The sequence below is a fragment of the Pseudomonas baltica genome, from assembly GCF_014235765.1.
Lineage (GTDB): Bacteria > Pseudomonadota > Gammaproteobacteria > Pseudomonadales > Pseudomonadaceae > Aquipseudomonas > Aquipseudomonas baltica.
Window position 1 is genome coordinate 399333 of record NZ_JACMYH010000002.1, and the last position, 22244, is coordinate 421576.

At 64.6% G+C, this 22244-nt stretch carries 22 protein-coding genes and 1 pseudogene; 16 read left to right on the top strand and 7 right to left on the bottom strand.

Annotation, left to right across the window (positions count from 1 at the left end):
* Window positions 1-14 precede the first annotated feature (14 nt).
* The 7 genes and pseudogenes from H7993_RS11290 to H7993_RS11320 all read left to right on the top strand — a co-directional run bounded on the left by H7993_RS11290 (window position 15) and on the right by H7993_RS11320 (window position 8274).
* Window positions 15-2651: a sensor histidine kinase gene (locus H7993_RS11290; protein WP_185794444.1), complete on the top strand. Its 2637-nt coding sequence runs from the start codon at window positions 15-17 to the stop codon at window positions 2649-2651.
* A gap of 2 nt (window positions 2652-2653) precedes the next feature.
* Complete coding sequence (locus tag H7993_RS11295; protein ID WP_185794445.1) at window positions 2654-3376, top strand: response regulator; 723 nt, start codon at window positions 2654-2656, stop codon at window positions 3374-3376.
* 105 nt (window positions 3377-3481) lie between these two features.
* Complete coding sequence (locus tag H7993_RS11300; protein ID WP_122476107.1) at window positions 3482-3760, top strand: hypothetical protein; 279 nt, start codon at window positions 3482-3484, stop codon at window positions 3758-3760.
* Window positions 3761-3837: 77 nt separating this feature from the next.
* Window positions 3838-4432 (top strand): annotated as a pseudogene (locus H7993_RS11305) (AAA family ATPase).
* Window positions 4402-5385, top strand: coding sequence for a DUF58 domain-containing protein (locus tag H7993_RS11310; protein ID WP_425312002.1), 984 nt, complete (start codon window positions 4402-4404; stop codon window positions 5383-5385). The pseudogene H7993_RS11305 and the gene H7993_RS11310 overlap by 31 nt, the downstream one beginning before the upstream one ends.
* Window positions 5382-7367: a transglutaminase TgpA family protein gene (locus H7993_RS11315; RefSeq protein WP_185794446.1), complete on the top strand. Its 1986-nt coding sequence runs from the start codon at window positions 5382-5384 to the stop codon at window positions 7365-7367. Before H7993_RS11310 ends, H7993_RS11315 begins: the two co-directional genes overlap by 4 nt.
* A gap of 112 nt (window positions 7368-7479) precedes the next feature.
* On the top strand, window positions 7480-8274 hold the full coding sequence (locus tag H7993_RS11320) for an acyl-CoA thioesterase (protein WP_185794447.1): 795 nt from the start codon (window positions 7480-7482) through the stop codon (window positions 8272-8274).
* On the opposite strand, the gene H7993_RS11325 is transcribed toward H7993_RS11320, so the two are convergent.
* Together H7993_RS11325 and H7993_RS11330 are read right to left on the bottom strand one after the other, a co-directional pair.
* Entirely contained in the window at window positions 8243-8488 is a 246-nt protein-coding gene (locus tag H7993_RS11325) for a hypothetical protein (RefSeq protein ID WP_122476099.1), read from the bottom strand. The two genes, H7993_RS11320 and H7993_RS11325, sit on opposite strands and share 32 nt — an antisense overlap.
* A gap of 174 nt (window positions 8489-8662) precedes the next feature.
* Window positions 8663-9508, bottom strand: a complete 846-nt coding sequence (locus tag H7993_RS11330) for a TatD family hydrolase (protein ID WP_185794448.1) — start codon at window positions 9506-9508, stop codon at window positions 8663-8665.
* Between the two features lie 121 nt (window positions 9509-9629).
* Here H7993_RS11330 and H7993_RS11335 point away from each other — a divergent pair, with 121 nt between their 5' ends.
* The 3 genes from H7993_RS11335 (at window position 9630) to H7993_RS11345 (ending at window position 12125) form a co-directional block, all read left to right on the top strand.
* Window positions 9630-11051: an MltF family protein gene (locus H7993_RS11335; protein WP_185794449.1), complete on the top strand. Its 1422-nt coding sequence runs from the start codon at window positions 9630-9632 to the stop codon at window positions 11049-11051.
* A 69-nt stretch (window positions 11052-11120) separates the two neighbouring features.
* Complete coding sequence (gene greB, locus H7993_RS11340; RefSeq protein ID WP_122476096.1) at window positions 11121-11597, top strand: transcription elongation factor GreB; 477 nt, start codon at window positions 11121-11123, stop codon at window positions 11595-11597.
* A 219-nt stretch (window positions 11598-11816) separates the two neighbouring features.
* Window positions 11817-12125, top strand: coding sequence for a class I SAM-dependent methyltransferase (locus tag H7993_RS11345; RefSeq protein WP_122713797.1), 309 nt, complete (start codon window positions 11817-11819; stop codon window positions 12123-12125).
* Window positions 12126-12140: 15 nt separating this feature from the next.
* On the opposite strand, the gene H7993_RS11350 is transcribed toward H7993_RS11345, so the two are convergent.
* Both H7993_RS11350 and H7993_RS11355 read right to left on the bottom strand, forming a co-directional pair.
* The gene (locus tag H7993_RS11350; RefSeq protein ID WP_185794450.1) at window positions 12141-14645 is read right to left on the bottom strand and encodes an ABC transporter permease; all 2505 of its coding nucleotides are present in this window, start codon (window positions 14643-14645) and stop codon (window positions 12141-12143) included.
* Entirely contained in the window at window positions 14645-15328 is a 684-nt protein-coding gene (locus H7993_RS11355; RefSeq protein WP_185794451.1) for an ABC transporter ATP-binding protein, read from the bottom strand. The genes H7993_RS11350 and H7993_RS11355 overlap by 1 nt, the downstream gene beginning before the upstream one ends.
* A gap of 11 nt (window positions 15329-15339) precedes the next feature.
* On the opposite strand from H7993_RS11355, the gene H7993_RS11360 reads away from it, so the two are divergent.
* From H7993_RS11360 to H7993_RS11370, 3 genes are all read left to right on the top strand, one after another.
* Window positions 15340-15945, top strand: coding sequence for an arylesterase (locus H7993_RS11360; RefSeq protein ID WP_185794452.1), 606 nt, complete (start codon window positions 15340-15342; stop codon window positions 15943-15945).
* Window positions 15946-16001: 56 nt separating this feature from the next.
* Window positions 16002-16295: a hypothetical protein gene (locus H7993_RS11365; RefSeq protein WP_122476088.1), complete on the top strand. Its 294-nt coding sequence runs from the start codon at window positions 16002-16004 to the stop codon at window positions 16293-16295.
* A gap of 92 nt (window positions 16296-16387) precedes the next feature.
* Window positions 16388-17356, top strand: coding sequence for a L,D-transpeptidase family protein (locus H7993_RS11370; protein ID WP_185794453.1), 969 nt, complete (start codon window positions 16388-16390; stop codon window positions 17354-17356).
* Between the two features lie 70 nt (window positions 17357-17426).
* Here H7993_RS11370 and H7993_RS11375 read toward each other — a convergent pair whose 3' ends face one another.
* A complete protein-coding gene (locus tag H7993_RS11375; protein WP_122476084.1) occupies window positions 17427-17678 on the bottom strand; it encodes an Lpp/OprI family alanine-zipper lipoprotein in 252 nt (83 codons plus the stop codon).
* A 469-nt stretch (window positions 17679-18147) separates the two neighbouring features.
* Here H7993_RS11375 and H7993_RS11380 point away from each other — a divergent pair, with 469 nt between their 5' ends.
* Window positions 18148-18429 (top strand): GNAT family N-acetyltransferase, encoded by a 282-nt coding sequence (locus H7993_RS11380; RefSeq protein WP_122476082.1) that lies wholly within the window; start codon window positions 18148-18150, stop codon window positions 18427-18429.
* Between the two features lie 66 nt (window positions 18430-18495).
* On the opposite strand, the gene H7993_RS11385 is transcribed toward H7993_RS11380, so the two are convergent.
* Window positions 18496-19569: a 3-deoxy-7-phosphoheptulonate synthase gene (locus tag H7993_RS11385; RefSeq protein WP_122476765.1), complete on the bottom strand. Its 1074-nt coding sequence runs from the start codon at window positions 19567-19569 to the stop codon at window positions 18496-18498.
* Window positions 19570-19783: 214 nt separating this feature from the next.
* On the opposite strand from H7993_RS11385, the gene H7993_RS11390 reads away from it, so the two are divergent.
* Together H7993_RS11390 and cysB are read left to right on the top strand one after the other, a co-directional pair.
* Window positions 19784-20284: a universal stress protein gene (locus H7993_RS11390; RefSeq protein WP_185794454.1), complete on the top strand. Its 501-nt coding sequence runs from the start codon at window positions 19784-19786 to the stop codon at window positions 20282-20284.
* Window positions 20285-20405: 121 nt separating this feature from the next.
* On the top strand, window positions 20406-21380 hold the full coding sequence (cysB, locus tag H7993_RS11395) for an HTH-type transcriptional regulator CysB (RefSeq protein WP_043185743.1): 975 nt from the start codon (window positions 20406-20408) through the stop codon (window positions 21378-21380).
* A gap of 48 nt (window positions 21381-21428) precedes the next feature.
* On the opposite strand, the gene H7993_RS11400 is transcribed toward cysB, so the two are convergent.
* Window positions 21429-22163, bottom strand: coding sequence for a phosphoadenylyl-sulfate reductase (locus tag H7993_RS11400; protein ID WP_122476079.1), 735 nt, complete (start codon window positions 22161-22163; stop codon window positions 21429-21431).
* Window positions 22164-22244 lie beyond the last annotated feature (81 nt).

A 22244-nucleotide genomic window follows, 5' to 3' on the forward strand; every position in this document is an offset into this window, starting at 1 on the left:
GACGAGCCTGCGCCATGAGTGATTCCGGCCGCGCCGATGCCTTGCTGGCTGCCTTGCCCAGCACTGGGCGTGGGCGTTTGAAAGTGTTTCTTGGCGCCGCCCCCGGCGTTGGCAAGACCTACGCCATGCTGCAGGCCGCCCATGCCCGTCAGCGTCAGGGCATCACCGTACTGGCCGCGGTGGTACAGACCCACGGTCGTGCAGAAACCGAAGCGCTGCTGGTCGGCCTGCCTCAGCAGGCGCTGCTGCGTTGCCAGTACCGCGACGTGATGCTGGAGGAAATGGACCTGGACGCGGTGCTCGCTGCCCGCCCGGCCCTGGTGCTGGTCGACGAACTGGCGCACAGCAATGCCCCCGGCAGCCGCCACGCCAAGCGCTGGCAGGACGTGCAGGAGCTGCTCGCCGCCGGTATCGACGTCTACACCACGGTCAACGTGCAACACCTGGAAAGCCTGAACGACCAGGTCCAGACGATCACCGGCGTGCAGGTGCGCGAAACCCTGCCCGACTGGGTGGTGCAGGAAGCCGACGATCTGCTGCTGATCGACCTGCCGCCGCGCGAGCTGCTCGAACGCCTGCGCGAGGGCAAGGTGTACGTGCCCGAGCAGGCGCGGGCGGCCATCGACGCGTTCTTCACCCAGACCAATCTCAGCGCCCTGCGCGAGCTGGCCATGCAAACAGCGGCGGCCCAGGTCGACGACGATCTGCACGAAGGTTATCGCAGCCTCGGCCAGCAGGCTCCCAGCGTCCGGGGACGGCTGCTGGTGGGCATTGCCGGCGACGAGCAGGCCGAGCGCCTGGTGCGCCACGCCAGCCGCGTCGCGCGTCGCCGCCATCTGCCTTGGTCGGTGGTCCATGTGGATAACGGCGCGCTACTCGACGAAGCGGCGCGCCAGCGCCTGCAGCTGGCCCAGCAGATGGCCGAACGCCTGGGCGGCGAGGTGGTGGAGCTGCGCGATGCGGAAGTGGCCAGGACCTTGCTGCAGCATGCCGCCGACCGTCGCGCCAATCTGGTGCTGGTCGGCCAGTCGCGTCGACGCCGCTTCGGCGCGGGCCTGGCCGAGCGCTTGCTGCGCCAGCCCAGCGGCATCGAGATCAACGTACTGGCGCGGACTCAAGAACATGCGCCGCAACCACGCCGTGCGCGGCCCGTTGGACGCCGGCGCGAATATGCCCTGGCGCTGACCGCCACGCTGCTGGCCAGCGGACTGGCCTGGGCGGTGGCGCAGGTGCTGGACCTGCCCAATATCTCTCTGGTATTTCTCGCCGCAGTGCTGCTGGTGGCGGTACGCAGCAGCCCGGGGCCGGCGCTCAGCTGCGCGGCGCTGTCGTTCCTGGCGTACGACTTTCTGTTCATTCCGCCCAACTTTTCCCTGAGCATCCAGCGTCAGGAAGACGTCTTGACCCTGCTGTTCTTTCTGTTGATGGCGGCGCTCACGGGCAATCTGGCGGCACGCCAGCGTCAGCAGCTCAGTGCCCTGCGCGAAACCCAGGCGCACACCGCGCAACTGCTGGAACTGTCCCGGCTGCTGGCGGCGGCGACCGACCGCCAGGCGGTGTTCAGCGCGGCCGCGCAGCACTTGCACGGTTGGCCTGGGCTGGACATCTGTCTGCTCGAGCGCGGCGAGCAGGGCTGGAAGGTGGCCCACAGCAGCACAGCGCAGTTCTCGACCACCGAACTGGCCGCCGCGCAGTGGGCCGGCAACCATGCCCAGCCGGCTGGGCTGGGCACGGCGACGTTGCCCGCCGGGCGCTGGTGGTGGTTGCCGCTGACCCTGGAAGGGCAGGTGCTGGCGCTGCTGGCGGTGAGCGAGCGACAGCCCGGGCGGCTCGACGGCCATGGTCGACGCTTGCTCGAGGCGCTGGTGCAGCCGGTGGCCCAGGCACTGGCGCGGGCCAACCTGGCCCATGACCTGGAGGCGGCGCGCCTGCACGGTGAAACTGAACAGTTGCGCAGTGCCTTGCTGGCCTCGGTGTCCCATGACTTGCGCACACCGCTGACGGCCATGCGCGGCAGTATCGACAGCCTGCTGGCCCTGGGCACGGCGCTGGCGCCGGACGATCGCCAGGCCTTGCTCGAAGTCACCCGTGACGAAGCCGAGCGCCTGGACCGCTACATTCAGAACCTGCTGGACATGACGCGCCTGGGCCACGGCGCCCTCAAGCTGGCTCGGGACTGGGTGGCAGCCGGCGATATCGTCGCCAGCGCCGTGGCTCGGCTGCGCGCACCCCTGGCGCCGTTGCAGGTCCAGGTGCAGGTGCCTGCGCAACTGCCCCTGCTGCATGTGCATGCGGCGCTGATCGAGCAGGCCTTGGTCAATGTGCTGGAGAATGCCGCTCGGTTCTCGCCGCTCGGCGGGCGCCTGCAGGTGTCGGCCAGCGTGCGCGACGACAGCCTGGTGCTGGCGGTCAGCGACGAGGGCCCCGGCATTCCCGAAGCCGAGCGGGCGAAGATATTCGACATGTTCTACACCGCTGCTCGGGGTGATCGGGGCGGGCAGGGCACGGGGCTGGGCCTGGCGATCTGTCAGGGCATGGTTGGCGCCCATGGCGGTCGTGTCGAAGTGACCAGCGGCATCGATGGCCAAGGCACCTGCATCGCCTTATGCTTGCCACTGCGCGCTCAACCGGGCGCAGACCCGGACACCTGAGCATGAACCTTTCCAGCACCTCTGGGGCCAGCAACGCCCTGGCCAACACGCTTCTGGTCATCGACGACGAGCCGCAGATTCGCAAGTTCCTGCGCATCAGCCTGGCATCACAGGGCTACAAGGTGATCGAAGCGGGCACCGGCGCCGAGGGCCTGAGCCAGGCCGCCCTGATGCGCCCCGACCTGGTGGTGCTGGACCTCGGTCTGCCGGACATGGACGGCCAGCAGGTGCTCGAGCAGCTGCGCCAGTGGAGTACCGTGCCGGTTCTGGTGCTCTCGGTCCGCGCCAGCGAGGCGCAGAAGGTCCAGGCCCTGGACGGTGGCGCCAACGACTACGTGACCAAGCCCTTCGGCATTCAGGAGTTCCTCGCCAGAGTCCGTGCGCTGTTGCGTCAGTCCAGCGGCAGCGAAACCTTGGAGTCTGCCTTGCAATTGGGGCCTCTGCAGGTCGACCTGGCGTTGCGCCGAGTCATCCTCAACGACGCGCCGGTGGCCCTGACCCGCAAGGAATATGCAGTGCTGGCACAACTGGCGCGCCATCCAGGGCGCGTCATCACCCAGCAGCAGCTGCTCAAGGATATCTGGGGCCCCACCCATGTCGACGACACCCACTACCTGCGCATCGTCGTCGGCCACCTGCGCCAGAAGCTGGACGACGACCCAGCCGCGCCGCGCTTCATCGTCACCGAGCCTGGCGTAGGCTACCGACTGGCAAGCCCCGACTGACATGCCACTCCCACAATGGCAAACCGTGGTCCTGGCAACGGCACTTTTTAGATGGCATACCGTCTGACCCAGCATTACCCTGATGTTTTTCCCGAGGTGTCATCGATGAAAGCCTGGATCTGTGTGCCACTGGTGGCACTGGCCTTGAGTGGTTGTGCCGGCAAGACCGCCTACCGCGATAGCTGCGCCACCCAGCTCGATGGTGCCTGGCATGAACTCGATCTGGCCAAGGCCGAGGGCCTGGCCGGAACCGTCAGCTATTCCAAGGCCCTGTCCCTGCTCACCGGGGCCAAGACCCAGCAACAGTTCGAAGCCTTCGAAGGCTGCACCAGCAAGGCCGAGAAGGCGCGGTTCTACATTCGTGAGTCACGCGCCGGACGTTGAAGTACGGTAGTCGCCCAAGGTCGCCGCAAGGCGCCGGGCGCGTTCTGCAGACGTAGTATCGACACGGAGTGTCTGCCATGCGCAGTCGACTGGATGAGTGCCTGCAAGCGGTCAACGAAGTCTTGCTGGGCAAGGAAACCCAGGTTCGCCTGGCGATGACCTGCCTGATCGCCGACGGTCATCTGCTCATCGAGGACCTGCCCGGCATGGGCAAGACTATCTTGAGCCACACCCTGGCCAAGGTGCTGGGCCTGAGTTTCCAGCGCATCCAGTTCACTTCCGATCTGTTGCCCAGCGACATCCTCGGCACTTCGGTGTTCGACAAAGACACCGGCCGCTTCGTGTTCCACCCCGGGCCGATCTTCGCCGAACTGGTGCTGGCGGACGGTACGCGCCAGCGACGCTTTGGTGGATTACGTACTGCGCCTGGTGGAAGCTACCCGCAGCCAGCCCCAGTTTGCCTACGGGCTGTCGCCGCGTGGCAGTCTGGCGCTGCTTGCTGCCGCCAAGGCCTGGGCGTTGCTGATCGGCCGCGACTACGTGATTCCCGAGGACGTGCAAGCCGTGCTGCCGTCGGTGGCCAGTCATCGCCTGCGCGAGCGCGCCGACCCCGCCGGACAAGGTGGCGGGGCGCTGGTGCAGTGGCTGCTGCGGGAGGTGCCTGCGCTGTGAAGCGTCTGCTGGGCGAGCGCTGGCGGCGCTGGCAGGTGCGTCGGCTGCCAGCGGCGCCGCGCATCGAGCTGGATCAGCGCCGAATCTTCATCTTCCCCAGCCGCAGCGGAACGGGCTTCATCGTCGTCTTGCTGCTGATATTCCTCGCCGCGATCAACTACCAGAACAGCCTGGCCTACGCCTTGGTGTTCCTGCTGGGTTCGGTGTTCGTCGTGGCCATCCTGCACACCTATCGCAACCTTAGTGGGTTGCTCGTCAGTGGCAACGGCGCCACTTCGGTGTTCGTCGGCGAGCAGGCACGCTTTGGCTTGCGCCTGGAAAGCGGCGGCAAGGAGCACCAGGCCATTGGCGTTGGCTGGGATGCCCGGCAACTGCAACGCAGCGACGTTGCCCCCGATCATGTACAGGCGCTGGAATTGAGCCTGCCTACCGAGCGCCGCGGCTGGCTGGTAGCACCGCGCATGCGCGTGGAAACCAGCTTTCCATTGGGAGTGCTGATGGCCTGGACCTGGGTCGATCTGGGCCAGCGCGTGCTGGTGTATCCCCAGCCCCTGCAAGGCGAAGTGCCAACGCTGCACAGCGAATCGGCCGACATCGAAGACCAGGCGCAGCGTCTGCACGGCCAGGGCGTGGATGATTTCCAAGGCCTCAAGCCATACCAGCCCGGTGATTCCTGGCGGCGAATGCACTGGAAGGCCTGGTCGCGCGGTGAAGGACTGCTGGTCAAGGACTTCGCCGACCTTCGCGGCCAGGAGCTGTGCCTGGACTTCGTGGCACTGGGCGGCGATGTCGAACAGCGCTTGTCGCGGCTCTGCTACTGGGTACTGACCCTGTCCCGCGAGCAGCGACCGTTCGCCTTGCAGCTGCCCGGCAATCGCCTCGACACCGACAGCGGCGATGCTCATCGCGAAGCGTGCCTGCGGGCGTTGGCGCTGTTTGGAGAGCAGCCATGAGTACGCCCGTCGCCATTCCGCGCGTCAGCCTGACCTGGCTGCTGCTGGCACAATCGCTGGTACTGGTACCGCTGTGGTGGCACGTGCCGTTGTGGCTGCTGGGCTTGTGGTTGGGTTGCACGCTGTGGCGCGTGCAGGTGTTTCGCATGCGTGCGCGCTATCCGGGGCGGCTGATCAAGGTGGCGCTGATGCTCGCGGTGGCCGCCGGCGTCTATCTGTCCAGCGGCACCTGGGTGGGCCTGGAGGCCACCGCCGCGCTGCTGGTGGCGGCGTTCCTGCTCAAGCTGCTGGAGATGCAGACTGCCCGCGACGCCCGCGTGGTGATTTTCCTCGGCTTGTTCTGTCTGGCAGTGGCCTATCTGTTCGATGCCAGCCTGGGCTGGGCGCTCTACAGCGTGTTGCCGCTGCTGGCCTTAATGGCGGCCCTGATCGGTCTGCAGCAGACCCAGCTGATTGCCCGGCCCATGGCGACGTTGAAACTGGCGGGCAGCCTGGTGTTGCAGGCACTGCCGCTGATGCTGCTGTTGTTCGTGTTCTTCCCACGCCTGGAACCGCTCTGGTCGCTGCCGCTGCCCAAGCCGGGCCAGGGCGTGACCGGCCTGTCGGAAAGCATGAGCCCGGCCGACGTCGCCAGTCTCAGCCAGTCCGGCGAAGTAGCCTTTCGTGCCAGCTTCGACGGCGCCATACCGGCCAAGCGCGACCTCTATTGGCGTGCCCTGAGCCTGGATGTCTACGACGGCCGGACCTGGAGCCAGTCGCCGTGGATCCAGACCCAACTGGCAGCGGATTGGCAGCCAACGGGTCCGTCCCTGGATTATCAGATCATCCAGCAGCCCAGCGGCAAGCCCTGGTTGTTTGCGCTGGACGTGGCACGTACCGCGCTGCCCGGCGTGCGCCAGTTGAGCGATGGCCGCCTGCAGCGCCGCCGTCCGGTCGACCAGCCACTGATGTACGCGGTGACGTCGTGGCCGCAGGTGATTCGCGAGCCGCAGTTGGCCGCCCCGGCGCTGCGTACCGCGCTGCAACTGCCGGCCCAGGGCGATCCGCGCACGCGCCAGTGGGCACAGGGTCTGCGTGCCCGTTTCGACACGCCTCAGGCACTGGTGGATGAAATGCTGCGGCAGTTTCGCGAACTGCCTTTTCACTACACGCTCAATCCGCCAGTACTGGGCCGCGACAGTATCGACGAATTCATGTTCGACAGCCGGCGCGGCTTCTGCGCCCACTACGCCGGGGCCATGGTCTATGCCTTGCGTGTGGCAGGGGTGCCCGCGCGGGTGGTGGCCGGCTACCAGGGCGGCGAACTCAACCCGGCGGGCAATTACCTGACCGTGCGCCAGTTCGAAGCCCATGCCTGGGTCGAATACTGGCAGGCAGGCACCGGCTGGCAACGGGCCGATCCCACTGCGGCGGTGGCCCCGGCGCGGGTCGAGCAGGGCCTGCAGCAGGCGCTGTCGGCCGACGAGGAATTCCTTGCCGGCTCACCCTTTTCGCCGCTGCGCTACCCTCATATGACCTGGCTCAACGACCTGCGCCTGCAATGGGACAACCTCAACTACGGATGGCAGCGCTGGGTGCTGGAGTATCAGGGCGAGCGCCAGATCGAATTTCTCGCCCGCTGGTTCCAGGGCCTGCAACGCTGGGCGCTGCCGATCGGCGGGCTGTCGTTCATGCTGCTGGCCAGTGTCTGGCTGCTCAAGCCCTGGCGCCGGCGGGTCGATCCGCAGCTCAAGGAGTTCGCAGCGTTCGAGCGCCTGTTGCGCCGTCGTGGCCTGGTGCGCCATGCCGGCGAGGGCGCCATGGCCTTCGCCGAGCGCGCAGCCGTTCATTTGCCCGCGCAAAGCGAGGCAATCCTGACCTTCGCCTACGCCTTCATGGCCCAGCGCTATGGCGGTCGACCGGTTTCGCGCGAGCAATTGCGTGCTGCGCTGACCCGCTTGCGCCGGCAACTGGGCCGTACGGCTGGGCGCGTGACTTCGTAGCGCAGCATGCCTCGACGACCGCTTGAACTGGAAATTGGCCGATATGAAAGCTGCGCGCTGACGCCGAGCTGTCTACCATCAAGCCCATCGACAACCACCCCAAGGCCGGCCCATGAACCTTCGCGACTTGCTGGCAAGCGCACGACGTCCACCCCACAGCGTTACCGTACCTCGCGAATGGAGCCAGGGTCGCGCCTGCTACGGCGGGCTCATGGCCGCTTTGCTGCACGAGGCCATGGCGGCGCAGGTCCCTGGCCGGCCGGTGCGTTCGATGGCGATCACGTTCGTAGGGCCAGCCGAACTGGAAGTCCCCATGGATCTACAGGTGGAAATATTGCGCGAGGGCAGTGCGGTGACCTCGGTGCTGGCGCGGGCAGTGCAGAACGGACGCACCATGACCGTGGTCCAGGCCAGCTTCGGTCTACCGCGCGAATCGGCGATCACCCTCAGCGCAGTGCCGGTACCGGCCATGAAAACGCTGGAGCAATCCACGGCGTTGCCCTACCTGCCTGGGGTGACGCCGGAGTACATTCGCCATCTGGACATGCGCTGGGGAATCGGCGCGCTGCCATTCAGCAATACGCCGGTCGCCGGTATCGGCGGATGGATGCAGCTGCGTGAGCATGATCGCGATGAGCCAATCACCGAAGCGTTGTTACTGGTATTGGGCGACGCCTGGCCGCCTGCATTGCTGCCCTATTTGAGCAAGCCTGCACCTGGCAGCAGCCTGACCTGGACTATCGAGTTCATTCAACCGATGCCTGCAATGCGCAGCGGCGACTGGTGCCGCTACCAGGCCCTGATCGAGCATGCCCGCGATGGCTACGGGCACACCTCTGCGGCCATGTGGAACCCCGAGGGGGAGCTGCTGGCTATCAGCCGGCAGACGGTGACAGTTTTTGGCTGAGCTCGGCCTGGCTGGGTTCACGCTGGCCGCGGCCCAGGGCGAACGCGGCGACCAGGCCAATGACACCGATGGCCGCTTCGCCAATGCTGGCACAGGCGGCGGCATCGACCAGCATCAAGGCTGAAAGAGCCAGCAATGGCAGGGCAATGGCGCGCGACACACGCAGGCCGTTGTTCGGGTCGTTGACGATCTTCAATGCGGTGGTGTCGTTCATGGCTCAATGCTCCCTGGGCGCGGTGCAACGGGACCTGGATCAACAAGACGATGTCGCTTGAGCCATTTCTGGATGGCATGACCTGTAGAGTCCTGCCACCGGCGAATTGTTCAGCTCTATCCTGGTCCGGATCAGTTGAGAACGATAATAGTCAGCCCTGGCATTGGCCGCGAATCAAGCTTCGCTATCGGCGCCATAGAGGCCAGCTGCGGCGCTGGGGATTTCAGGCAGGGCGAAAAACGCCCGCGCGCAGGCCGTCGTGCTCAGCGCCAGTTCGGCCACGCTTTCACCGCGATGCAGGGCCACTTCACGCAGGACCTCAGTGAGGAAGGCCGGCTCGTTGCGGCCGCTCTTGGGCTTGGGGCGCAAGGTGCGCGGCAGCAGGTACGGGGCATCGCTCTCGAGCATCAACCGCGCGGCAGGAATGCTGCCCACCAGCGGGTGCAGGTGGGTGCCGCGACGCTCGTCGCAGATCCAGCCGGTGATACCGATGTGCAGGTCCAGGTCCAGATAGCCGAACAACGCCTGGCGCTCGCCGGTAAAGCAGTGCACCACGGCAGCAGGCAGGTGGTCGCGGTAGTCCTTGAGAATGTCCAGCAGGCGCTGGTGGGCGTCGCGCTCGTGGAGGAATACTGGCAGCTGCAGCTCCACGGCCAGGGCCAGATGCTCCTGCAGCACCTTTTCCTGCTGTGGGCGCGGCGAGAAATCTCGATTGAAATCCAGGCCGCATTCGCCTACGGCCTTCACCTGCGGCAGGCGCAGCAGGTCGCGCAGGCGTGCGGCGCTGTCGCCGTTCCACTCGCTGGCGCTGTGTGGATGAATGCCCGCAGTGCTGAACAGCCGCTCGCCCGACTCATCCCACCGCTGGCACAGTTGCAGCGCCTGTTCGCTGCCTTCGACGCTGGTCCCGGTGAGCACCAGCTGACAGACTCCGGCCTCGTAGGCCCTCTGCAGAACCGCCTCGTGCTTCTGCGCGAAGCTGTCGTTGGTAAGGTTGACGCCGATATCGATGAGTTGCATGGTGCTACCTCGAAGCAGGAGGCGAAAAGCATACCAGAGCTTGGCGATTGGCAAGAAAGCCAAGAACTTCAAAAGGTTGTGGCGGTCCGTGAGGGGCTGCTCAGGACATTGCCGGGGAACCATGGGCCTTAGATCACTGATTGTCATGCTCTGCCTGGCCCTCGGGCTGCCCTCGGCCGCGGCCGCTCGTCCGGCGGGGCCACCGCTGGCGGCGCACCCGGCCAAGGTCCGCGACCTGGCGCAGATCCAGTCGAGCAAGGTATTGCGCGTGCTGGTCAACCAGAGCCGCAACAGCTCTGGTCAGGTTCGCGGTCAGGCCATTGGCGTCGAATACCACCGCCTGCAGGCTTTTCAAGGTTATCTCAATGCTCATGCCGGCAAAGGCCAGGCGCTGCAGCTCAAGATCATCCCGCGCGCCAAGGAGCAACTGCTCGGCGCCCTGCAGCGCGGCGAAGGCGACCTGGTCGCGCCGGGCGAGTTGATGGAGCTGCATCCTTCCAGCAAGGTCGCGGTCAGCGATGCGGTGGTCGCCAATGTGCCTTTCGTGCTGGTGGGCGGCAAAGGCGGGCGGCGTTACGTACGGGTCGAACAATTGGCCGGCAAGACCCTGGCCCTGTCCAACGGCAGCGCCGCAGGCGCTGCAATCGAACGCTTGAACCAGAAACTGGCGTTGCGCAAGCTGGCGCCCATCGACATCGAATGGGTCGACCCAAGCCTGGCCGCAGAAGACGTACTGGAGATGGTTCAAGCCGGGATCTACCCGTTGACCGTAGTCGAACTGCCCATCGCCGAGCGTTGGGCCAAGGTCATGCCGCGACTGCGGGTAGACCGTCGCGTGGTGCTCAGCGCACCGGGCTCGGTCAGCTGGTACGTGCGCCGCGACGCACCGCAGCTGGGCGCCAGCGTCGATCGCTTCCTGGCCTCTTACAAGGCGCCGAGCGACCAGGATGCCGCCTTCGTCAAGGTCTACCGCGGCTTGTACAAGGTTCACTATCCACTGGCCCGCAGCGACCGCCAGCGCCTCGAAAAGCTGCGCCCGGTGCTTCAGCGGCACGCCCGCGAGCAGCACATGGACTGGCTCAACCTCGCGGCGCTGGCCTTCAAGGAATCCAAGCTCGATCCGGCCGCCCGTGGTGGTGGCGGCGCGACCGGCCTGCTGCAGATCACCCCCTCGGCGGCGCGGCGGGTGGGCGTGGGCAATATCCAGAACCTCGACAACAACGTGCAGGCCGGGGCCAAATACCTGGCGATGATTCGCCGCAAGTTCTTTTCCAGCAACAAACTCAACGAACGTGAACGCATGGCCTTCACCCTGGCCGCCTACAACATGGGCCCTGAGCGGGTGCAGGCAATGCGCAAGGAGGCCCGCCGCCGCGGCCTCAACCCCGATCAATGGTTTTTCCAGACCGAACGCATCGCCATGGAGCAGATGGGCATGGCCTCGGTGAGCTATGTCAACAGTGTGAACAAGTACTACCTGGCATTCGCTCGCGAACGCGACTCACTGGAGCCCGGCGCCCGCAAGCTGGCGTCTGCTCGCTGAACGCCCGGCGTACTGGCAGGGCAGGGCGTTTGCTGTAGGCTACGGCTTTGAGCCTGGCTGGAGACCGTGTTGGCAACGAACATCATTACCCGTGAAGGGCACGAGGCATTGAGGGCCGAACTCGATCATCTGTGGCGCGTCTATCGTCCGGAGATTACGCAGAAGGTCGCCTGGGCAGCATCGCTGGGCGATCGCAGTGAGAACGCCGACTACCAGTACAACAAGAAACTGCTGCGCGAGATCGATCGCCGGGTGCGCTACCTGCGCAAGCGCCTGGAAGACGTCAAGGTCGTCGATTATTCGCGCGAACAGGAAGGGCGGGTATTCTTCGGTGCCTGGGTCGAGATCGAGAACGATGAGGGCGCGCGCAAGACATTCCGCATCGTTGGCTATGACGAGATCTATGGCCGCAATGACTATATCTCCATCGACTCACCCATGGCCCGTGCCCTGCTGAAGAAGCAGGAGGGCGACGACATTGTCGTGCAGATCCCCGATGGCGAAGCGCTCTGGTACGTAAACCAGATTTCCTACAAGCCTGCTTGAATCCGGTGCGCATCCGTCGCAAGCCCTGCGAGTCAGGCGGTTGACTCGTGCCTGCCCGTTCACTAGGATTACCGCTCATGCGCCGATTTAGACAGCTACTTGCGGGGCGCCTGGGGGTTTTCACGAGCCCTCGAAATACCGCTAAAGCGCTGGTTCGGTGATGCCTCCCACCGCTGCCCAGCTCTCCCACATGAAGCGGTCGAGGCTGAGAACACCATCATGAACTGTCCCCGTCCCATCGTTTGCCTTGCGCCGATCCCGGCCAGCCCGTCCCTGCGCAATCCCCGTATCCTGCTGGTTGGCCAGCATCAGCCGAACCTGCTGCGCAGCCTCGATGGCTGGCCGCGTCGCCGTGGCAAGCCCGGTGCGTTCGTGGCGCGTTTCATCGACCAGCACAGTGCCTTGAAGAGCCTGCCCGACAACAGCTTCGAGCTGGCCGTGATCCAGGCACCGTCGGCCCGAGACGCCCACGAAGTGATTGCCCATGCCGTGCGCATCGCCCGGCAGGGGCTCATCACGCTGCGCTGAATCGCCCGCGGCGTTTCAGCCTTCCCTGAGCACCTGCAACGGGCTTGCGTTGAGGGCTCGACGGGTGCCGAACACCCCGGCGCCACCCACCAGCAGCGCGCCGATCAATGGCAAGCAGAGCAGCCAGGGGTGCGGCGTCCAGACCAGATCGAAGGCGTAGCGATACAGCACGAAGCTGATCAACTCGCTGCCCAGTGCTGCCAGCACACCACTGGCGGCGCCCAGCAGTCCGAACTCGATGCGCCGCGCCTTGACCAGCAGCTTGCGCTCGGCACCCAGCGCACGGAGCAGCGCGCCTTGGCGGATGCGTTCGTCCAGCGTGGCCTGCAGCCCGGAAAACAACACCGCCATGCCCGCTGCCAGCACGAACAGCAGCACGTACTCCACCGCCAGGGTCACCTGGGCGAGGATGCTGCGCAGCTGCTCCAGCAGCGCCTCGACCCCCAGAATGGTGGCCGCCGGGAATGCCCTGGACAGTTCGACCACCTGTGAATCATGACCAGGCGCAATATAGAAGCTGGTCAGGTAGGTGGTCGGTAGGTCGTCGAACGTGCCGGGCTGGAAGATCATGAAGAAGTTGGGCTGGAAGTTGTTCCAGTCCACCGTGCGCAGGCTGGTGACCACGGCATCGCGGTTGGAGCCGCCGATATTGAACGTCAGACGGTCGCCAAGCTTGAGATGCAGACTCTGCGCCACCCCTTCTTCGACCGACACGCCAGGTACGTCAGAGCGCTGGGCCGCATTCCACCATTGCCCGGCGGTTATCCGGTTGCCATTGGGCAGGTGCTCGGCCCAGGTCAGGCTCAGGTCCCGCTGCACCGCGCGTTCACCGCGCGAGTCTTTTTCGACCAGCTCCTGCACTGGTGCATCGTTGATGTCGACCAGACGCCCCGGCATGACCGGGTACAGCGGCGCCGAGCGGGCGCCGGCCTGCTGCAGGTGGCCGGCAAAGGCATCGCGCTCGTCCGGCAGGATGTTCAGGGCGAAATAGTTCGGCGCGTCCTCGGGTAGCTGGTTCTGCCAGTTGTCCAGCAGCTCGCCGCGCAGCAGTGCGATCAGTGTCATTGCCAGCAGGATCAGGCCGAAGGCCAACGCCTGCCCGGCAGCCGCCAGGGGATGGCGCAGCAGTTGCCCGAGCCCCAGGCGCCATGGCAGGGGTGAACGCGCCAGCAAGCGGCGCAGGCTTTTCAAAGCCAGCAACAACAGACCACCCAGGATCAGCGCCGCCAACAGGCCGCCGGCGAGCAGGGCGAACGTCAGCACCAGGTCCAGGCTCAACCGCCACATGATCAAGCCCAACGCCAGCAGCGCGGTGCCATACACCAGCCAGGTGCTTGGCGGCACTGGCAGCAAATCACGACGCAGCACGCGCAAGGGCGGCACCGCGCCCAAGGCCGCCAGGGGCGGCAGGGCGAAACCGGCCAGCGCCACCAGCCCGGTGCCGATGCCGGCCAGCGCAGGAAACAGCCCTCCGGCCGGTACCACGGCTGGCAGCAGTCCGTGCAGCATCTGGAACAGCACCAGCTGCGCCAGCCAGCCGATCAGCGCGCCGCTCAGGCACGCCAGCAGCCCCAGCAGGGCCAGCTGCACGCAGAACATCAGCATCACCTCGCGCCGCGACAGGCCGAGGCAGCGCAGCAGGGCGCTGGCATCGAAACGTCGCGCGGCGAAGCGGCTGGCCGACATGGCCACTGCCACGCCGGCCAACAGCACTGCCACCAGGCTCGCCATGTTCAGGTAGCGCTCGGCCTTGCCCAGGGCGCCGCCGATCTGCTGGTTGCTGTCCCTGGCATCACGCAGGCGCTGGTTGGGTTCGAGTCCCGGCTCCAGCTGCTTCTGATAACCGGCCAACCGTTCGGGAGCGCCGCGCCACAGTTCACGGTAGGTCACCCGGCTGCCCGGTTGCACTACATTGGTCGCAGCCAGGTCCTGCAGGTTGATCATCACCCGGGGCGTGAGGCTGTAGAAATTGCCGGCACGGTCCGGCTCGTAAGTCAGCACCCGTGCCAGGCGCAAGGTCTTGCTGCCTACATCCAGGGTATCGCCCACTTTCAGGTTCAGCGCGGCCAGCAGCCGTGACTCGGCCCACGCCTCGCCGGGCCTGGGCCCGTCCCCAGCGGTTTCCTCGCCATACGGCTGCGCTGCGCTCTTGAGCTCGCCGCGCAAGGGATAGGCCTCATCGACCGCTTTGACGCTGGACAGCTGGATACCACTGTCGGCGGCAATCACGCTGGCGAATTCCACTACCCGCGCATGATCCAGGCCAGCGTTGATGCCTGCATCGATCTGCTCCTGACGCGCCGGGCTGCTGCCCTGCAGGATCAGGTCTGCGCCGAGAAACTCGGTGGCGCGCAACTGCATCGCGCCGTTGAGGCGTGCTCCGAAGTAGCCGATTGCGGTACTGGCAGCAACCGCCACCAGCAAGGCGAAGAACAGCACGCGCAGCTCGCCGGAACGCGCATCACGCAACAGCTGACGGGCAGCAAGGGCCACCAGTCGCAACATCGGCAGGCCGGCCATCAGGGCTCCAGGGGCGCGACGAGGCGCCCGGCATCAAGGCGGATCAGGCGGTGGCAGCGATGCGCCAGGCGTTCGTCGTGGGTTACCAGCACCAAGGTGGTACCGCGTTCCTTGTTGAGCTCGAACAGCAGGTCGCTGATGCGCTCGCCGGTATGGCTGTCGAGATTGCCGGTGGGCTCGTCGGCGAACAGCACATCCGGTTCGGCCGCGAATGCGCGGGCGATGGCGACACGCTGTTGTTCGCCGCCCGAGAGCTGGCGCGGCGAGTGGGTCAGACGCTGGCCCAGGCCGACCCGTTCGAGCAACGTGCGCGCATGTTCGCGGGCATCCTTGCGGCCGTCGAGCTCCAGCGGCAGCATCACGTTCTCCAGGGCATTGAGGCTGTCGAGCAGTTGGAACGACTGAAACACGAAACCGACGTGTTCGGCTCGTACCCGCGCGCGCTGGTCTTCGTCGAGGGTGCTCAGGTCCTGGCCGGCCAGGGTCACGCTGCCCGCACTGGGCAGGTCGAGGCCGGCCAGCAGGCCGAGCAGGGTAGACTTGCCCGAACCCGATGCGCCGACGATGGCCAGGCTGTCGCCTTTGGCCAATTCCAGCGAGAGTTCGTGCAGAATGGTCAGTTCACCTTCCGCGCTGGTGACCACTTTGCTAAGGTTCCGCGCTGTAAGAATGCTTGCGCCCATGGAGAGTCCCGATGCGAATGTGGTTGATGAGTGCTGGCCTGGGCCTGATGTTGGCCGCCCAGAATGCAGCGGCAGGTACGGTACTGATCGTTGGCGATAGTATCAGCGCGGCTTTCGGCCTGGATACCCGTGCCGGCTGGGTCGCGCTGCTCGAGCAGCGCCTGGAACAGCAGGGTTTCAGCGACAAGGTGGTCAACGCTTCGATCACTGGCGACACCTCGGCCAATGGCTCGGCGCGGCTGCCCGCGCTGCTTGCAGCGCACAAGCCGGACCTGGTCGTGCTCGAGCTGGGTGGCAACGATGGCCTGCGCGGGATGCCCGTAACGCAATTGCAACAGAATCTTGCGTCGATGATCGAGGTCTCCCGCAAGGCCGGCGCCGAGGTCCTGTTGCTGGGCATGCAGTTGCCGCCCAACTACGGCGCGCGTTACACCCAGTCGTTCGCCCAGGTCTATCACACGCTGGCAGAAGAGAAAAAAGTGGCCCTGGTGCCATTTCTGCTCGAAGGGGTCGGCGGGGTGCCGACACTGATGCAGGCCGACGGCGTGCATCCCACGGCTGGCGCCCAGGGCAAACTGCTGGAAAACGTCTGGCCGACGCTCAAACCCTTGCTTTGACGCTTTTCTGCGCGCGGGCTTTCGGCTAATGTGGCGCCCCCTGTTTGGAGCCCCCGATGCCGCGTCCCGCCTGGTCCCTGTTTGCCTATCAATTGATCGAGCCCGACGATCAGCTGGACCTGTTCGCCTGCCAGGAAAGTCGCGTGCACCTGGCTGCGCGTCAGCTGGAGCTGGGCGGTTCGGTGGATCGCACCCTGTGTGGAACCTTGCTCCCGGCCCAGCCGCGCTGGCTGGAAGTGCACAAGCTGATCTTTCGTGACCAGCGGCTGTGCAAACTGTGCCGGGCCATCCTGTTCGCCCAGCGCAAGGGCACACGACCGGTATGGCCCGAGCTGCAGTCGATCCCCTGATCGGCGTCCTGACGGCCCCCGTCTACACGCGCCCGGCAACTGCGCGTACAATCGGGGCATTGTCCCGTTCAGTTCGACCAAGGATTTCCTGGATGCCGCCGAGCCTTTCCGTCCTCACCCGCAGCCTGTTGCTGGCCGCCGCATTCGCAGCGACGCCGGCCATGGCGCTGGAATTCCCGTTGCCACCTGCGGGTGAAGACATCATCGGCCAGGTGCAGACCATCACCGCCAAGTACGAGGACACCTTCGCCGACATCGCGACGGCCAATGACCTCGGCTATCTGGAAATGGTCGACGCCAATCCTGGCGTCGACCCTTGGCTGCCAGGTGCTGGTACACAGATTGTCCTGCCGACTCGCTTCATTTTGCCGCCGGGTCCGCGCGAGGGCATCGTCATCAACCTGGCCGAGTACCGCCTCTACTATTACCCCAAGGGCGAGGACGTCGTGCGTACCTATCCGCTGGGGATTGGCCGGGAAGGGTGGGGCTCGCCCATCGCGCACACCAAGATCATCGCCAAGACCCCGAATCCGACCTGGACGCCGCCGGCCTCGATCAAGGCCGAGCATGCTGCAGACGGTGATCCGCTGCCCAATGTGGTGCCTGCCGGCCCGGACAACCCGCTGGGGCCTTTCAAATTCACCCTCGGCCTGCCGGGCTACCTGATTCACGGCTCGAACAAGCAGTTCGGCATCGGCATGCGCACCAGTCATGGCTGCTTCCGCATGTACAACGACAACGTGCTGGAGCTGGCCAGCATGGTGCCGGTTGGAACTGGCGTGCGCATCATGAACGAGTCCTACAAGTTCGGCATGAGCGGCGGCAAGGTGTACCTGGAAGCCCACGCGCAACTGACCGACAAGGGTGATCCGGTGACCCTGGACAGGCACACCGCCGTCATCAATGCGTTGCTCAACCGTCGCGACTTCGCCCCGGACATCAAGATGAACTGGGACGTGGTCCGTGATGTGGTCGCCGCCGAAGACGGCCTGCCGGTCGAAATTGCCGGGGCGGGTGTCCCGATGATCAGCAGCGCGCCCGGCAGCCCGCCCGCACCCTAGTCGGCTGCTGCTGCGCCCATAAAAAAACCGACCCATTGGGTCGGTTTTTTTACAGCCTCGGAAAAGGCTGTTACTTGCGGCTGGCCTTGTCGAGCATGCGCAGAGCGCGCTCGTTGGCTTCGTCGGCAGTCTGCTGGGCTTTCTGAGCGGCGGTCAGCGCTTCGTCAGCCTTGCGGTAGGCTTCGTCGGCACGGGCTTGCGAGCGCGCAGCGGCGTCTTCGGTAGCGGTCAGGCGAGCTTCGGTTTCTTTGGTTGCGCTGCTGCAACCGGTAGCCAGAACGGCGGCCAGGGCCAGTGCAGAGAATTTCAGAGCATTGTTCATTGTGTTCCCCTTCGAAGGACATTCTTTTAAGTAGCCATTTCTCATGAATGAGAAACTAGCCGCCGTACATACTACTCATTACTTGTAGTAAGTAAACGGACGCAGCGCAAGAGATGAAAAAAAATCCACCCATGCCCCGAGGTGCGGAACGTAAGCCGCAAACCACGGTCTAGCGCTGGTTGGGCGCAACCCAGGGGCGTGCGCAAGTGCATCGCGTAATTGCCTGATGCATGAACTAAGGCAGGGTTTAAATGTCTTCGGCCGCACGCAGTTGAGGGGTGGCCGGGAAGTCGAAAATGAGTTGCGGCGAAGACAATCAACTCGCCTGTACGCTGATGTTGTTTGCTGCCGCTGCAGGCATCACGATTGCGTTTGATGACAAAATCGGCACAGGCCTGCGCAACTGTTTCTTCGTTGTACAAAGAGCGGTAAGGTAGAGGTCTAAATCCAAGACCCGCGAGGAAACGCGATGAGCGAGGCGCTTTCGATCCACCACGACCAGGCCGGTCACCAGTTCGAAATCAATATCGACGGCCACCGTGCGTACCTCACCTACATGGACCTGGGCAAACAGACCCTGGACATCTACCGCACCTTCGTACCCAATGCCTTGCGCGGCCGGGGCATTGCTGCGGCACTTACCGAGCAGGCTCTGGACTACGCCGAGAGCCATGGCTACACGGTGATCCCGTCGTGCTCCTATGTCGAGCGCTACATGGAACGCCACCAGCGCCGTGCGGCCAAGCTGTAGAAAGCCAGGCTGCATCTGCATGCCGCAAGGCCGGGTCAGTGGAAGCTATTGACCCGGCCCTTGGCTTCAGCGGCTACGCTTGGGCAACACATCCTTGAGTTTGGCGTGCATGCTGCGCAGTGTCTTTTCAGTGCTGGCCCAGTCGATGCACGCATCGGTGACCGATACGCCGTACTGCAGGTCGCCCAAGTCCTTGGGAATCGACTGACTGCCCCAATTCAAATGGCTTTCCACCATCAGGCCGATGATCGACTGGTTGCCTTCCAGGATCTGATTGGCCACGTTCTCCATCACCAGCGGTTGCAGTGCCGGGTCCTTGTTGGAGTTGGCGTGGCTGCAGTCGACCATGATGTTGGCCTTGATGCCTGCTTTTTCCAGCGCCTGCTCGCACACCGCCACGCTGACCGAGTCGTAGTTGGGCTTGCCGTTGCCGCCGCGCAGCACCACGTGGCCGTAGGCATTGCCCTTGGTGGTGACGATGGATACGCCACCTTCCTGGTTGATGCCCAGAAACCGATGCGCACTGGACACCGACTGCAACGCGTTGATGGCCACGGTCAGGCCGCCGTCGGTACCGTTCTTGAAGCCCACGGCCGAGGACAGGCCCGAAGCCATTTCACGGTGGGTTTGCGATTCGGTGGTGCGCGCGCCGATGGCCGACCAACTGATCAGGTCCTGCAGGTACTGCGGCGAAATCGGGTCCAGCGCCTCGGTCGCGGTAGGCAGGCCCATTTCGGCCAGATCCAGCAGCAGTTTCCGACCGATGTGCAGACCGTCCTGGATCTTGAACGAGTCGTCCAGGTACGGATCGTTGATCAGGCCTTTCCAGCCCACCGTGGTGCGCGGCTTTTCGAAGTACACGCGCATGACCAGGTACAGGGTGTCCGAGACTTCGGCGGCCAGCGCTTTGAGCCTGCGCGCATATTCGTGCGCTGCATCGATGTCGTGGATCGAGCACGGGCCGATGACCACGAACAGGCGATGGTCACGCCCATCGAGAATATCGCGCACCACTTCACGGCCAGCGGCCACGGTGGTGTGCGCGGCGGCACTGAGCGGGATTTCCCGCTTCAGCTGCGCAGGGGTGATGAGGGTTTCGTTGGAAGCGACGTTTAGGTCGTCGATCGGTAGGTCAGCCATCGTGTTACTCGTCAGGTCACGGGTGCCGGCCGCCAGCGAACCCCGCACGGCGAGGCACAGCATGATTATGAGCGGCGGGGGAGTCGAACCTTAGCGCGTTAGAGCGCATGCAGACAACGGATTTGTGCCATTGCCATGCGCCGACGACCGGTGCACGGCGGGCGGCACTGCTACGCTCAAGTATGCCTGTCGCATTGGCTACTTCGGAGGTCGCATGATCCGCTCCATGCTGTACGCCACTGACCTGGGGGTATATGCCCCGTTCGTCATGCAGCACGCCGTAGCCCTGGCGCGCAGTTTCAACGCGCAGCTGTATGTCATCCATGCCGTGGAGCCGATGGGCCTGATCGCCGAATCGGTGCTGCAAAGTTACCTGGACGAGTCCACGCTCGACCGCCTGCACAATCAAGGGCTCAATACCGTCATGGCCGGGATCGAGGAGAAGGTCCTGCAGAGCCTGCGCAGCGACCTGGGCGACGACGAGCCAGGCCTGGCCTTGATCCGCGCCGTGCGCGTGAGGCAAGGGGATCCAGCCGAGGTCATCCTTGACCAGGCGCAGCGCCTGGCGGTGGACTTGCTGGTATTCGGCAGTCACAGCCACGCTGCCACGGTTGACGTTCCCCTGGGGCGCACCGCAGCCCGCGTGCTGCAGCTGTCCCCGGTGCCGGTCTACATGGTGCCCCTGACCGAGCACCGCAGCCGACCCAGAGGATGAGTCTGGGTTGGTTATTTTTCCTACAAATTTAATAAAAAGTTCTAGATTTATTGTTACAACCTTTAATATAGTTATAACCCGTCGCCGATGACTGGCGGTTTTTCCTGTGTGAGGGATTCATATGAAGCTTCAGCAACTGCGCTACATCTGGGAGGTAGCGCATCATGACCTCAACGTCTCCGCCACGGCGCAAAGCCTGTATACCTCGCAGCCAGGTATCAGCAAGCAGATCCGTCTGCTGGAAGACGAATTGGGTGTTGAAGTCTTCGCACGCAGTGGCAAACACCTGACCCGCGTCACCCCGGCTGGTGAACGCATCATCACCACCGCCGGCGAGATCCTGCGCAAGGTGGAAAGCATCAAGCAGATCGCCCAGGAGTTCTCCAACGAGAAGAAGGGCACGCTCTCCATCGCCACCACCCACACCCAGGCCCGTTATGCATTGCCGACGGTGATCAGCAGCTTCATCAAGCAGTACCCGGATGTGGCCCTGCACATGCATCAGGGCTCGCCGATGCAGATTGCCGAAATGGCCGCCGACGGTACCGTCGACTTCGCCATTGCCACCGAAGGGCTGGACTCGTTCGGCGACCTGATCATGATGCCGTGCTACCGCTGGAACCGCTGCATTGCGGTGCCCCAGGGGCATCCGCTGACCAAGGTGCCGAAGCTGACGCTCGAAGCACTGGCCGAGTACCCGATCGTCACCTACGTGTTCGGTTTCACCGGTCGCTCCAAGCTCGACGAAGCGTTCTCGCGGCGCGGCCTGGCGCCGAAGGTGGTGTTCACCGCCGCCGATGCCGACGTCATCAAGACCTATGTTCGACTGGGCCTGGGTGTGGGCATCGTGGCCAAGATGGCGGTCGATACCAAGCTCGACAACGACCTGGTGGTGCTCGACGCCGATCACCTGTTCGAATCCAGCGTGACCCGCATCGGCTTCCGCCGTGGCACCTTTCTGCGCGGCTTCATGTGCGACTTCATCGAGAAGTTCGCGCCGCACCTCACCCGCGAGGTCATGGCCAAGGCCATCCAGTGCCACAACAAGCAGGAACTGGAAGCCTTGTTCGAAGGTGTAGAGTTGCCCGAGCATTGATTGCGCCGCCGTTCCCAGGCATTCCATGCCCGAGCGGCGTCGCGTGGCTCAGGTCTTGGCGATCAGATTGCCCGCGTGCAGCCCGCATTCCTTTTGCGTGGCTTCCTCCCACCACCAGCGCCCCTCGCGCTCGTGTTGGTTGGGCAGCACCGGCCGCGTGCAGGGCTCGCAGCCGATACTGATGAAGCCGCGCTCGTGCAGGCTATTGAAGGGCAGTTCGAGCATGCGGATGTAGCCCCACACCTCTTCGCTGCTCATCTGCGCCAAGGGGTTGAACTTGTACAGCGTGCGCTCGGCCGTCGAAAACGCGCCGTCCACTTCCACCGCCGCTACCTGGCTACGGGTGCCTGGGCTCTGATCGCGCCGCTGGCCGGTGGCCCAGGCGCTGACGGTGGACAGCTTGCGCCGCAGCGGCTCGATCTTGCGGATACCACAGCACTCGCCATGACCATCGCGATAAAAGCTGAACAGTCCCTTTTGCTTGACGAAGGGGTCCAGCAGCGCGTTGTCCGGCGAGACCAGTTCAATGGTGATCTGGTAGTGATCGCGGACCTGCTCGATGAAGCGATAGGTTTCCGGGTGCAGGCGGCCGGTGTCCAGGCTGAACACCTTGACGTTCTTGTTCAGTTTCCAGGCCATGTCCACCAGCACCACGTCTTCGGCACCGCTGAAGGAAATCCAGAGGTCGTCGCCGAAGTGGGCGAAGGCGAGCTTGAGAATGTCCTGCGGGGACTTGTTCGCGTAGGTCGTCGCCATGTCGGCGACATCGAAGGGTTGGCTCATCAGGCGGCTTCCTGGTCAAAGTGGCGCTTGGCGCTCTATGTGGCGCAATGGTAACAAAAAAACACCGGGCGACATGACCCG

Bases quoted from the DNA above. Each gene is read 5' to 3' on its own strand.
- H7993_RS11370 (WP_185794453.1), top strand. From the start codon at position 16,388: ATGCCGCCGAGCCTTTCCGTCCTCACCCGCAGCCTGTTGCTGGCCGCC.
- H7993_RS11360 (WP_185794452.1), top strand. From the start codon at position 15,340: ATGCGAATGTGGTTGATGAGTGCTGGCCTGGGCCTGATGTTGGCCGCC.
- H7993_RS11345 (WP_122713797.1), top strand. From the start codon at position 11,817: ATGAACTGTCCCCGTCCCATCGTTTGCCTTGCGCCGATCCCGGCCAGC.
- H7993_RS11295 (WP_185794445.1), top strand. From the start codon at position 2,654: ATGAACCTTTCCAGCACCTCTGGGGCCAGCAACGCCCTGGCCAACACG.
- H7993_RS11385 (WP_122476765.1), bottom strand. From the start codon at position 19,569: ATGGCTGACCTACCGATCGACGACCTAAACGTCGCTTCCAACGAAACC.
- H7993_RS11375 (WP_122476084.1), bottom strand. From the start codon at position 17,678: ATGAACAATGCTCTGAAATTCTCTGCACTGGCCCTGGCCGCCGTTCTG.
- H7993_RS11350 (WP_185794450.1), bottom strand. From the start codon at position 14,645: ATGGCCGGCCTGCCGATGTTGCGACTGGTGGCCCTTGCTGCCCGTCAG.
- H7993_RS11300 (WP_122476107.1), top strand. From the start codon at position 3,482: ATGAAAGCCTGGATCTGTGTGCCACTGGTGGCACTGGCCTTGAGTGGT.
- H7993_RS11365 (WP_122476088.1), top strand. From the start codon at position 16,002: ATGCCGCGTCCCGCCTGGTCCCTGTTTGCCTATCAATTGATCGAGCCC.
- H7993_RS11335 (WP_185794449.1), top strand. From the start codon at position 9,630: ATGGGCCTTAGATCACTGATTGTCATGCTCTGCCTGGCCCTCGGGCTG.
- H7993_RS11320 (WP_185794447.1), top strand. From the start codon at position 7,480: ATGAACCTTCGCGACTTGCTGGCAAGCGCACGACGTCCACCCCACAGC.
- cysB (WP_043185743.1), top strand. From the start codon at position 20,406: ATGAAGCTTCAGCAACTGCGCTACATCTGGGAGGTAGCGCATCATGAC.
- H7993_RS11380 (WP_122476082.1), top strand. From the start codon at position 18,148: ATGAGCGAGGCGCTTTCGATCCACCACGACCAGGCCGGTCACCAGTTC.
- H7993_RS11355 (WP_185794451.1), bottom strand. From the start codon at position 15,328: ATGGGCGCAAGCATTCTTACAGCGCGGAACCTTAGCAAAGTGGTCACC.
- H7993_RS11325 (WP_122476099.1), bottom strand. From the start codon at position 8,488: ATGAACGACACCACCGCATTGAAGATCGTCAACGACCCGAACAACGGC.
- H7993_RS11390 (WP_185794454.1), top strand. From the start codon at position 19,784: ATGATCCGCTCCATGCTGTACGCCACTGACCTGGGGGTATATGCCCCG.
- H7993_RS11330 (WP_185794448.1), bottom strand. From the start codon at position 9,508: ATGCAACTCATCGATATCGGCGTCAACCTTACCAACGACAGCTTCGCG.
- H7993_RS11290 (WP_185794444.1), top strand. From the start codon at position 15: ATGAGTGATTCCGGCCGCGCCGATGCCTTGCTGGCTGCCTTGCCCAGC.
- H7993_RS11315 (WP_185794446.1), top strand. From the start codon at position 5,382: ATGAGTACGCCCGTCGCCATTCCGCGCGTCAGCCTGACCTGGCTGCTG.
- H7993_RS11400 (WP_122476079.1), bottom strand. From the start codon at position 22,163: ATGAGCCAACCCTTCGATGTCGCCGACATGGCGACGACCTACGCGAAC.